The organism is Parabacteroides sp. (assembly GCF_977054455.1).
On record NZ_CDRTCT010000003.1, the window covers coordinates 65940 to 78488 of the forward strand.

Here is a 12549-nt window from a genome sequence, read left to right on the forward strand (position 1 = left end):
TTTTTTTAGATGGCTACAAAGATCGAGGGAGATTCGTGACAAAATATTGAACTCCTTCCCGGCAAAAAAAGATTTGTTCTTCTTTTCCTTTAGTCAGATCCCTTAACCAAAACAGAGCATTTGCCGGAACATCGTAATATAAGACTCGCTCCTTTGCCTTTTGTTTTCCCAATGAAAGCCAGCCATTTATCCCATCACTGTAAAATAATTCATATTCATCACCGGGCCATATATAATTGTCATCATTACGGGGACAAAGCAAGATTTTTTTCACAGAGACTTCTTTCCCTAAATCAAATAACAAATGACAAGTCGTATCCTGAGATTCGAAAAAAGACAATATTTCTTTATCGTTTATTTTATCAATCGAATTAGCAGGATGAAGCGGTACAAGATCATTTATGACTTTTGCAGGAATTTCTTTTTTCATGTCCAAATCTTCCCAAAAGGCGATTTCGGCCAGTTCTATCGAACGTTCCAATGGTGAATTATATCGTATATAGCGTACCAAGGACGTATCTGATGACACAAATTCATGATAATTGGAAGTTAGCGTATCTTGTAATGCAAGCAATTGTCTTGGATTCCTGAACGACAAATTCTTGCTTCCTTCAATCCTAACCCCAATGATATACCGATACAAAAAAGCTTTTATTCCTTTAACCAATGACATTTTACGATGAAGTGCCGCCCGTTCTGTATGTTTCGTTTCAGGGATAAAAGAGTGTATTGTATCTTGTGTATACAAAAAAGGATAACCAGCCATTTTCAAAGTATCACTATCCGAATACAAGGTTTGATAAATTAAATTTTGCTCTACGTTATGGAAGGTTACGTTTCCTCCCATATTTTCTCCTACATCTATAGGAATCCATCCGTTCGGACTGAATACTCCTAAATAAATATAAGGTTCCTTCACCTCCACTTCTACCGTTATTTTATTTGTCCCTATGTAATCAGTTGTCGCATCTTTTATAAATCGGTTTTTAAATAATGGAGGGACATTTCTCCGACTCGTTATACCTTCAATCGCCTCTTTTTGCATGCCGAAGCATTGCCGGTAGATCTTCCCTTTTTTTCGTCCATCTCCCTTCATGTTATTATCCATCTCGTACCAACTTGTCCAAAAAGGATAGAACACCCCATTCTTTCCTCTTACCACATTCCACTGATGGCTTCCTTGATACTCGGGAGAATAGACAAACATGTCGACTGTGACCGGAATGCCGCAAGCCCGCATTGCGTAAACAGCCCGATCGCATATCTCACGGCAGAAACCGACATGATGCTCCAATAAAAAGTGGGCACTTAAATGCGGCATGTCAAAATTCACCGTATAAAAAAAATCCTTCTTGCTTAATTCTTTCGATAAGGCGTTACATGCTCGCAATGGATCCGTACAATTACTCAAAGAATCGAGGGCAGAAAAGTAAACTTCGAAATAATTCTGTCTCCAATTGCTCAACGGTTCGTCATCAATTCGGTAAGGCAAGATCAACTCGCAAAAATCCTCAAAAGGCAGATCCTGATTCCAGGGACGTTCTTTCCACATTTTGAACGATAAATCTATATTCTCTATCAGATAATCAGCTTTAATAATATGGGCATCATATATTTTGGGGGGGGAATACAAATATTGTTTTGTCCATTTCCGAAGAATGGAATCATCTATGAAGTGTTTCTGTTCGGCTGTTATCAAAATTTTCTGAATCGAATCCAGCCGCCATCCTCCATATCCGTAATACCGGGGCATATTACGGATCAGAAAACGGGCTGCTTCCAGTTTCTGAGAATCTTCTGCATAATAATCCAATACCTTTTCAAGTTCTTTACGATTTTCTCCTGCGAAATCCAATGCATAAGCCAATTGCCTTTCCTCGAAACTTCGACAAGAATAAAAGAAATAACATAGTAGAAAAAAGATAAAGTATTTCATTTTAGCTAATATCAGTCTTTCGGAGGATATTTTTCCCGCAGGAAAACGTGATCCTTTAATGCTACCACTTTTTTATCTTTTATCACGGCGACGATAGGATAGATCGATTCTTGAAATTTCTCAAAATAAAACTTGTTATCATTGTCTATCAAGACATTTTTTCTTTGCAAGTTATCTTTCCCCAAACGTATGCGTAAATCCTTCTTTGATATGACACGAGTAAATATGAATAGTATCTCCTCATGATCATTATATTCCTTAAAGAAATATTCCGCATCAGAGATACAGCCTGTACAGCCGGAATTAGGTATCAGCATGATATATTGATACCTAACGGCTGCCGTATCCAAATAATTATCAAAACCTTTCTTCACCGCTTGTTCAAAGCTTGTCGGCTGACAGCCGATAAACAATAACAGACCTAAAATATAAAAGATTGCTTTATTCATGGATGTCCACCTTAAATTGATAAAATGTCATTAGATCGTCATTATCCGTAAGAGCCTGTATGAAGAAGCCGTCATCCGTTGAAAAGCAATTTGTTCGGCGAAAATCTACATCTTCAGGCAGAACAGCTTCACCGATATAATTAAATTGACCATCTAATACGATCAGTACGATTGGTTGCGTTGCGGAAATAAATTCATCTGCATTCTTCTTTTCTGGCAAACACGCCAAACGATAATACAAATCTCTCTTTTTATCATAAATAACACATCTATAAGAAGGTACGGAATAAAACCAGCGGAGCACCCTGTTCTCATCCGACTGGACTCCTTTTTTCTCATCATAGGCTTCAATCCTGTCGATCAACCGGCTACCGGAATAATATTTGCTTTGCTTTCCGTCCTGTAAGGAATAGACATACAGATTATGGTCTTGTGGAAAACTGACAACAGCAAGAGACTTATGTCTGTTCACTGTAAAATAAGGCCTGCGGCAAAATCCTCCACCCCAACTATATTTTTGATATTGTTCAGGGTAGTTCAAACGGAAAATAACAGAATCGGTTTGAAAATCATATATCGTCATGATCGGACTATTCGTTGAAGTTTCTAAAGGTGACTCAGAACTTCTCATGCCGCAAAAAAACAATTTACGATCTGCGTAGACAATAGGGCTGTCCGTTTCCACATATGGGAAAGCTGGTCTGAGGTCACTCCAAGCGGCGTCCAATACCGGTAAGCTCTTTTTCCATAAAAGTTCCCCTTCCGAATTGACCATATAGGTATACCCTGTATCGTAATTATAGACAAAGATACTGTCTTCATTCACATAATCATATCCCTGAATCAGACCTACTCCGTTATCACCTTCCCGCATGAGTTGTATTTTTCTCTTTTGTTCCCCGTCGGCATAATCGAACAAATAAATCGCATTGTCGTATTTGTTATACAAAGAAAACATGTTCAAAGTGTCGATATATTGGATGTATTGCGTCAAAACCGATATGTTCTCATTAACATGAAACTCTTTCTTGCCGACAAGATGTAAAACACATCTGTTTTCATGCAGATCACACTGGTCGTTCTTCACACCTTCGAAACGGCATGAAACCATAAATAAAAGCAATAAGTAAAAATAGCACATGCGATCATATGCCAAACCAAGTTGAAACATAGCCAAATATTTTTATTCATAAGATGCTGTCGCAAAACAATTAATCGGATCTGAATAATCCTCTTTTCGGGCACAAAAAGATCCTGCTTCTGGATTGATATCTTTTTTACATACTCCACTATTTTTATCGACATCTCCGACACATACAGTTTCCAATTTGGCCATTGATTCCAATGTGAAAAGATCTGTGAAAAATATTTTAGTATTATTCAACCCTACATTCCATACTGCTGCCGAAACAACTACAACAATTACTCCAATTTTTAATATGTTCTTTTTCATTTTCAATAGACATTATATAAATTACCATATTACTCATTTTATGACTGATTCTAAAGTTGTGTGATTTGGAATGTTTTATTTATGAATATTTACTTTGAATTGATAAAATGTCATTAGATCTTCGTTGTCGGTTAAGACTTGCATATTCAATCCTTCCTTTGTTACGAAACTATTCATGTATCGTAAGTCAACATCATTAGGTAATAATCCCTCTCCCAAATAATTGAAATTCTCATCTAATATAATTAATATGATAGGATGTATTCCTGCTACAAATTTTTTTTGCAACTTTTCTTCTGCTGCTAAACATGCAAATCGGTAATATAATTTTCTATAAGGATCATAATGAACATCTCGATATGAAGAAGTAGAAAAAAACCACCTCGCAGCACGATCTTGATCTATTTCTTCACCTTTCTTTTGATCGTAAGAATCTATTTGCTTTATGTGATTGCTACCCGCATAGTATTTGTATTGAGAATATTCAGATAATGAATATACATACAAATTATGATCCTGTGGAAAACTTATAATTACCGTTCCATTTTCTTTATTTACATCAAAATAAGGCATTCTAAAAAATGCACCACCCCAATTGTGTTTTTGATATTGTGGTGGATAATTGTTTGCCAATAATACAGTATCTTTCTGAAAATCATAAATTGTAGTAACTGGTAAATTGGATACTGATTCTTTTTCTGATTCAGTTGATCCGAATCCGCCTAATATTAATTTGTGATTCCAATATGTCATTGGACAATCTGTTTGAAGCCAAGGGTAAGCAGGTAAAAAACCTCTCTCACATATCTCATCCATTGGCAAACGTTTCTTCCATAAAACTGTTGCTGTAGAGTCTACTAAGAATATAGAAAACAGATTGTAGTTATAAACAAAGATACTATCTTTATTTACATAATCAAATCCTTGTATATCTCCAACTCCGTTACTCCCTTCTTCCATCAGCCGAACATTCCAATCCAAAGTTCCTTCTTTATAATTAAAAGCATAAATGGAATTGTCATACTGATTATACACTAAAAGTAAATTTTCTTCTTCTATGTATTGCATGTAATTAGACATCACAGAAACACTATCTCCTATTGGAATATTTTTTTTCGCGGTACATTGAACCTCACATTTATTCTTCATTTTCCCATAAAAGGGATTTTTCTCTGTACCTTTGTATATACAAGAAGAAAGAAGTAATATAGTCAAAAAGTAAATCTTTTTTTTCATTTATTCGGGAAATGAAGCGTGTACGGTTTTATAACAGTTTTTAGTTTCGCTCTCTGTCGGAACGACACATGAAGATCCTGTTTCTGTTTGTGCATTTTTTTTACAGATTCCCGTATTATGGTCACCTTCTCCTAAACAAACAGTCTCTATTTTAGCAATGGCCTCCAGAGTGAAAAAATCAGTAAACAAAACTTTTGTTTCATTTATTCCTACATTCCATACTGCTGCCGAAGCAACTGCAACAATTACTCCAATTTTCAATACATTCTTTTTCATTTTCAATACTTTATAAAGTGAATAAATATTTTTCCTTTTAAAAGACAGCAAGGACCTTCACAGGCGCTTGCTGTCAAACACAAATTATGTTGAAAATCGTTTAGTCTTCCGTGATAACGGAAAACTCAGCAATTCCAACATGTTTTACGTTATCCACTATGCGTGTTGCCTTAAAAACTAATTTTTGGCCTTTGACAGGCGCAAAGCGTATTTCTTGTTCGATCGGGTTGTGCTTGATGTTCGAAAATTCACCGGAAGCTACGACTTTGCCGTCCACCAGCAATTGGTAGTTCGAGATATGCCCCTGCGAGTCGCGCCCTTGGTTAGGAGTATAGATAAAACCGCTGATCGTGTGAGGTGCAGCCAGTTCCACAGCTATTTCATTCTTGCCTTCGGGCAGATAATAGATAGAATAGCCATTCCCGTCAAACATGAGATTCGTCCGTTCGTCAACGGGACTCACCACCTTATAGTCGGCAGCCGGCAAATCAAAATCGCGAATAGCAACAGGACCGGTTTTACCGGACTGGGCGTCGTAAGTAATCGCCTTGACAGTCCCTTTCTTGTCGAGTGTGAATGGGGCTTCATATTTTGCAGACTGCGCCGTCGGCTCCGTTCCGTCTGTCGTATAATAAATATCAGCTCCTTCGCTTTCCACGTCTATGCGTACTTCATTCTTCGTATTCCGCATGATACGCGGTTGTTCCAACAGCGGGGGAGCCAGGAAAGCTGCCACGTTATTGATGCACAACGGCCCTTTTGCCTCCGTGAAATGGATGCGCAAAGCATCAGCCGGGGTCGTTTTGAAACGGACGATACGTTTGTAACCTACTGTCGAAAGCGTATCGGCAGTTTCCACCGGTAGCCATTTGCCATCCTTTTCCACTTCAATCGTAAAGGCGCATACACGTTGTCCGAGCGGGATATACTCCTGGACCATCACCCGGTTGAGCGAAGTACCCGCCGGCAGCGGAAAAGTGAGCGAGCCTGACGTTACACCATCGGAAGTGGCCCAGTAAGAGTCCCAACTCTCATCCGTCACATTCGACGCCTTATAAGCGCCGCCACGGGTTTCGCTCGCTTTTGGCTTGACACCGGCCAACAGGTTGTCTTTCAACTCTGCCTGGATCGTATGATACCAGTCGACGGCACGTGCCGAATCGACCGGATGAATCTGTCCGCTCAATGCCACAGGGAAGTTCAGCAGGAAGTTGGCATTATGTCCCACGCTGCGGTAATACAGGTCGACCAGATTCGGAACGGTGCGCACCTGATGATCTTCACGATGGTGATAGAACCACCCCGGACGAATGGAGACGTCACATTCTCCGGGCAACCATAGATTCCCGTCTTTCATTCCCCATTGGTTCTGAGTATAATGGGTTTCCTTATCCAGAGAATAAGGCGACCAGTTCGTTTCGCCAGCCCAACCGGACTCGTTGCCGATCCAGCGGATATCGGGAACCGTACCGCCGAAGATCATCGCTCCCGGATGTTTCGACTTGATCATTTCGCGTGCCTCCTCATAGCCATAATAGGTTTTCGGATCGATCGAACGCGTTTCGTTCGTTCCGCCGTACCAGCCGTTTCCGCCGTTCGCCCCGTCAAACCAGAATTCGAACAGCGGGCCGTAATTGGAAGTCAGTTCGTCGATCTGCTCGTGATAGGTTTTCTGGTATCCTTCCCGTCCGTATTCGGCATTGTGGCGGTCCCAGGGAGAGAGATAAAGTCCGAACTTCAAGCCGTGCTTTTTGCAGGCATCGGACAGTTCCCGGACCATATCACCCTTTCCGTTTTTATAAGGGGAGTTGGAGATATTATAATCGACGGTTTTTGTCGGCCAGAGGCAAAAGCCGTCATGATGCTTAGCTGTCAGGATCACCCCTTTCAGGCCGGCTGCCTTGATGATCCGCACCCATTGTTCGCAATCCAGGTCTGTCGGATTGAATGTTTCGGCAGGCGTATTTCCGTACCCCCATTCCAAATCATTAAACGTATTCAACCCGAAATGCACAAATGCATAATTTTCCATTTTCTGCCACTCGATCTGTTCCGGCGTCGGAACCGGCAAAACAGGTGCAGGCGGCTCCGCTTCCTTGCAGGAAAGGAACAGCCCGGCAAACATACCGGCGATTAAAAGATTCTTTGTGTTCATGTTGTTATTTTATAAATGAGACTTTCCGGTTCTTCCCTTCTTTTATCAGAGAAGCAAATTTGTATGTATCCGTTTTCACTTTGCCCTTGACAAACTCCGGGATGTTATACGATTTGGTGAGAAACGTATAATAATCCGTCGATTTTTGGGGTAAGACGAACGGTTTGGAGAGGACGCCGCCTTCACCGACGTGTGCGATGAAAGGACGTGTGTATAAGCCATCCAAGCGACGGCTGCTGAATACCACCCACTTGCTGTTGGACGACCAGGAATGATAGCTGTCGGTATCGGAACTGTTTGCTTCTTCCGTCGGGACCTGTTCACCTGTGTCCAAGTCGAACATACACAGATCCGCGTCTTTATGCCAGATGGGGAACGTTCCGTAGGAAGTCGTTGTACAGAGCAGATATTTCCCGTCCGGGGAGACGCGGGGGAACAGGATGCTTCGCCCTTCTGTTTCCGCTTGAAAGATCGTGTCGACAACCGAACCGAACGTCCGGCTTTCAGGGTCGAAGGAGACGCGGCAAAGACTATAGCGGAGGTCGCGCAATTGGCCCGGAACTTTCAATGCCGGGGCGGAACAGAAATAAAGCTCCTTCCCATCCGGCGAAAAGGTAGGGAACGTTTCAAAACGGCTTTTCGAGAACAAAGTTTGCGTTGTGACAATTTCCTGTTTCTCCACGTCGTAGACGACTACATCCGATGCCTTGTCATATACTTCCGTACGGTGCACTGGATGCGTGTCTTGCGTCGTATTGTTGACGGAAAAAGCAACAAACTTTCCGGAAGGATGCCAGGAAGGATAGACCAGGGCCGAGATCGTCTGGTCGGTTTTCGTATCGAGCGTTTCCACCCGGTCGCCATCCACCAACACGGTGCAGCCATACTTTGCACGGACATGGAACAGCATTTTATCCGGATCCTGCATGCAAAACGAATGACAGTTCATGCAATTATTATCCGTCAGGCGGTTTTCCAGAATCGGTTCCTGATCGAAAGAGGATAATTCGCGTTGGTAGATTCCCATTTCATTCCATAGCTGGTAACCGGGATCGATCAGGCGGTAAGCGATATACGGATCGACCGGATCTTCGGAAACCCGGATATGAAACGGGAGAAAGGCCTTCCATTTCCCCTTTTCTTCTGTCAGGACAGATACCTCCACCTGTTTGCCTTTTGCCGCAGCTAATACCTTTTTCCAGTCTGCACCGGGAATGGAAAAGGCTCCGCCGGAGGCGTAAACGGCAAATGTATATCCTTCGGTCGTAAATACCGCACACGCTTTCCCATCCGTCCGTATGGCAAAATTCAAAGGAGCGATCGATTGCGGCACAGTCACACCGGTATAATCCGGATAGATGGCCGGAAGTTCATCTATTTGCACGGAGACGGCTGGCGGCCGGTCGGAAGAGCATCCTATCAACAACAGGAATATGTAGAAAAACAATTGTTTCATTTGTCCATCGTATTAAACATATAATAATACCAATACGTCTTGCCATATTCGGAAGCCAAAGCCACCGCAGGATTCTGACCCGAACGGGAAACTTCCTGTACCTTCTGCATAAAAGCAAGCGCCTTGTTCCTCACTTTGATGCTCACCCCGTGCTCCAGCCAGAAATGCGGATCATTAGGACTGCAAATCACGATTGCCTCCTGCTGGCATTCGGTCATATCGCGCCAGGCGGGAGAACGGTACAGGTTTTCCTGCAAGGTTTTATAAGTCTCTATATCTTTGTTCAGCAGTAAAAACGAAGTCAAATATTGTAAGCCGGCACTGTTTTCCGGACAAGCAGGAGCCAGATGAATCAAAGTGCTGACCGGGTCCGTATATAATTCGGGAATAAGCGTTTCCGCTTTCCAACAACGGCGTCTCGCTCCTAATTCCTTATCTCTTTCGACAGCTTGGTCATTATAAAGGAAATAGCGATGTGCAGCCGCCCAATCCTTATAATACCAGGTATTTTCCAATAGCCGGATATATTTTTCGGCAGTCGGATAAGCTCCCGTAATAAGGTTGGTTTCCACCAGCCTTTTCAGCATCCGGGGATTACCGGAGGGGTGAGAACTTACGAACGCTTCAAAAGCAAACTTCTGAGCCGTACTGATAATTCCCATGCAATAGTAGAGGTCGCTATGCAGTTCCGCTGTGAATACCGACTGATCCCAACGTAGCATCAATGTTTCGATACCGCGTTGGGGATAATCCAATAATCTTTCCGAAAGTATTCCATTATGCGCAAGCGCCAAGTTTAAACCGCACATACGCCGTTTAGACAGAGTGGTTTGATTAAACGACGTTATCACCTTATCCCACTTTTCATTGCGAATATAATAGTCCTGTTCGAGATGATCGATCGTATCTAATCGTCCCCAATGTATAATTCCCAGATAAGCGACGAATCCCATCGCCACCCACTGAATCCCGATCCAAATACATTTTTTCTTTGAAGATGCCGGCTCTTTCCATTTTTTCAAATAAGCGCCCAATACCATCATAACCGGTAAAGCATACCAGGAGTAATAGATTCGGGAAGTATGTAACATTGGATCATAATAAGCATCCGGTAAAAAAGCAAACTTCAAATTTCTACTGAATCCTAAATAAGTCCCGATAACAGCAGACAAAATGGTTATAAGCAGATAAACCAAACTTGCGTATTTCTTACTTCCATTGGTCAGGAATTCAAATAACAAAGCGGAAAGAGCAAATAAATGTACAATCGGCCCGGCAATCCAATATAAAACAGGGATCATACAAATCCCGTATATCAGCCGAATCCCAGGTTTCAGATTGGTGTACAGCCATAAAAAAAACAATAAAAACAAATAGGCAATCGTTCCTTGCTCCTGATAGTCATAATCCAATTGCATAATAAATAAGGATAACCAGGGAAGCAGGCTTACGAAAGGAAGATCGTCTCGTAATGATATTTTCTTTAAAAAGAGGGAAGAGAAAAAAGCAATCCCTGTCAGAATAAATGCTGCGATAACAGGCCCTGTACCCATTACGACATAAAACTGGGAAAGAAACTCTGAAATATAAAGAGCCACACCACCGGCCTGTCCCAACGTCATAGCTGCATATTGGCCCGTAAACTGGAACATTTGCAATTGCTCCTTAAAAGGAAACAAGTAGCAAAAGGCATAATAAAAGACTGCGACTTGCAGAAGGAACAAAAGAAATCCGGATATTAAGTTCTTATATTTCATATAGATATATAATGAAAAAGACAGGAAGACTATGCCAAAATTACTTCTGACACAGTCTTTTCCTGTCAATTATTTATCATTTCCAACCCGGGTTCTGTTCCAGATTCGGATTCAATGTCAATTCGTCTGTCGGTAATGGGCTTAACCAACGCTTGTCATCGGCAGACCATTTACGACCTGCATCATTCAAGCTCTTGCTCGGATATTGGTACAAATAAGTTTTGCCTTGATATTCAATAACCGGACGGCCTTCTTCTCCTCCAAACGTGATATTACCTGGTTTATATTGTTCACGAACAGCATCGGTAACTCGAATACCAAACATCGTTTTTGGATTTTCCAAAGCGGTCATACCGTTCCAACGTTTCAAATCGTCTAAACGGAAACCCTCTGCAATCAGTTCAATACGACGTTCGCGGCGGATTTCATAAATCAGAGGAGATACTGAATAACCATAATTGATGGCAGCCGGGTCGGCAACCGGGGTGGTTGTCAAATGAGGCATATCTACACGATCACGCAACAGATTAATAGTCTGATCCAACACAGCTTGCGTGCACTGTCCTAATTCTGCATTTGCTTCTGCATTAATCAGTAAAACTTCTGCATAACGATATACAAACCAGTCATAAGAAGTCTGATTAGCTTCCCATTGTGCCTGCAACGGAGAACGATATTTTACACATGGATAACCTGTTACAGCACTTGTAGCACTACAATCCGGATAAGGATTCGTCTGTCGTTCTCCATTAATGATCGTGTAAGGTTTATGCTGGTTGTCTACTATCTGATACATACGCGGATCACGATTTACAAATTCATCCTCCAAAGTTTCATCACCTTCATACTGATCGCTTACAGATATAGGCTTTCCATCTCTACAAAGGAATGATTCAACAAAATCTTTAGACAAACCGGTTCCACTACTTCCTGCTTGACGGCCTGTCTGATGCATTAAAACACCAGTTTCATAAATACGTGCCAAAATACATTCTTTGTTCTTTGTCAAATCTTCCTGAACAAACTGATTTGAATAATACAAAGGATAATCCGTAAACGGATCTTGACCGCAGCCGGCATCCGAACCTTTGACAATTTCATAATTGCCTGTAGCAATAACATCATTTGTCAGACTGACTGCCTTTTTCAATAGTTCTTCTGAAGATGGAGTGCCGCTTTCATTATGATATTTCTTGTATGTGCCGAAATACAGGCATACACGTGCTAATTGAGTACGGGCTGCATCCTTAGTCAAACGGCCACTTTCCTGCTGTCCATAATCGGGTAACCACTGGATCGCAAATTCCAAGTCCTCTATGACCTTGCCCAATACGAAATCGCGAGAATCCCGGCCTTTATAAAGTTCATCCGCATCAGAAGTCTGCAAATCTTTTTCATACCAAGGCACATCGCCAAACTTCTTTATCTTGCCGAAATAATCCAATGCACGGAAGAAGCGAACTTCGGCTACATACAGGTTGATTTCACTTTCAAGACCTTCCACACGTTGATAACGTTGAAGGAAAAAATTACATGCACGGATATTGTTCCATTTCCAATCGGCATTATCGGCTGTTGTCGGAATTACGATTTCATTGAATAACGTAGAACTATAATTAGTGGTAACACAGTTGTCACTTGTGTTGTCCTTGTCTACACCTGGTTTATCCAAATTGTCATATAAACCGTTTGCATAATATTTCAGGTCGCTAACTTTAGTCCAATACGATTCGTCCGTAAAAGAATCGATCGGCTTTTTATCAGTCACATCGCAGGAATTCATCAATCCTACAGCTGCAACCATTCCAAAAATATATTTCAGTTTCATATA

At 41.6% G+C, this 12549-nt stretch carries 10 protein-coding genes; all 10 read right to left on the reverse strand.

The features are described 5' to 3' along the window. Window positions 1-13 precede the first annotated feature (13 nt). Complete coding sequence (locus tag ACW6QF_RS02095) at window positions 14-1867, reverse strand: hypothetical protein (RefSeq protein ID WP_456086641.1); 1854 nt, start codon at window positions 1865-1867, stop codon at window positions 14-16. 80 nt (window positions 1868-1947) lie between these two features. Continuing rightward, window positions 1948-2385, reverse strand: a complete 438-nt coding sequence (locus ACW6QF_RS02100; protein ID WP_186928438.1) for a hypothetical protein — start codon at window positions 2383-2385, stop codon at window positions 1948-1950. Continuing rightward, the gene (locus ACW6QF_RS02105; RefSeq protein ID WP_456086642.1) at window positions 2378-3556 is read right to left on the reverse strand and encodes a DUF4221 family protein; all 1179 of its coding nucleotides are present in this window, start codon (window positions 3554-3556) and stop codon (window positions 2378-2380) included. The genes ACW6QF_RS02100 and ACW6QF_RS02105 overlap by 8 nt, the downstream gene beginning before the upstream one ends. Window positions 3557-3568: 12 nt before the next feature. Further along, window positions 3569-3838, reverse strand: coding sequence for a hypothetical protein (locus ACW6QF_RS02110; protein ID WP_456086643.1), 270 nt, complete (start codon window positions 3836-3838; stop codon window positions 3569-3571). A gap of 75 nt (window positions 3839-3913) precedes the next feature. After that, window positions 3914-5074, reverse strand: coding sequence for a DUF4221 family protein (locus ACW6QF_RS02115; protein WP_456086644.1), 1161 nt, complete (start codon window positions 5072-5074; stop codon window positions 3914-3916). Continuing rightward, window positions 5075-5350, reverse strand: coding sequence for a hypothetical protein (locus ACW6QF_RS02120; RefSeq protein WP_456086645.1), 276 nt, complete (start codon window positions 5348-5350; stop codon window positions 5075-5077). Window positions 5351-5450: 100 nt separating this feature from the next. Then, window positions 5451-7505: an alpha-L-fucosidase gene (locus tag ACW6QF_RS02125; RefSeq protein ID WP_456086646.1), complete on the reverse strand. Its 2055-nt coding sequence runs from the start codon at window positions 7503-7505 to the stop codon at window positions 5451-5453. 4 nt (window positions 7506-7509) lie between these two features. Then, window positions 7510-8961, reverse strand: coding sequence for a TolB family protein (locus ACW6QF_RS02130; RefSeq protein WP_456086647.1), 1452 nt, complete (start codon window positions 8959-8961; stop codon window positions 7510-7512). Continuing rightward, complete coding sequence (locus ACW6QF_RS02135; protein WP_456086648.1) at window positions 8958-10718, reverse strand: DUF6057 family protein; 1761 nt, start codon at window positions 10716-10718, stop codon at window positions 8958-8960. The genes ACW6QF_RS02130 and ACW6QF_RS02135 overlap by 4 nt, the downstream gene beginning before the upstream one ends. Before the next feature lie 76 nt (window positions 10719-10794). Next, window positions 10795-12546: a RagB/SusD family nutrient uptake outer membrane protein gene (locus ACW6QF_RS02140; RefSeq protein WP_456086649.1), complete on the reverse strand. Its 1752-nt coding sequence runs from the start codon at window positions 12544-12546 to the stop codon at window positions 10795-10797. Window positions 12547-12549: the final 3 nt, after the last annotated feature.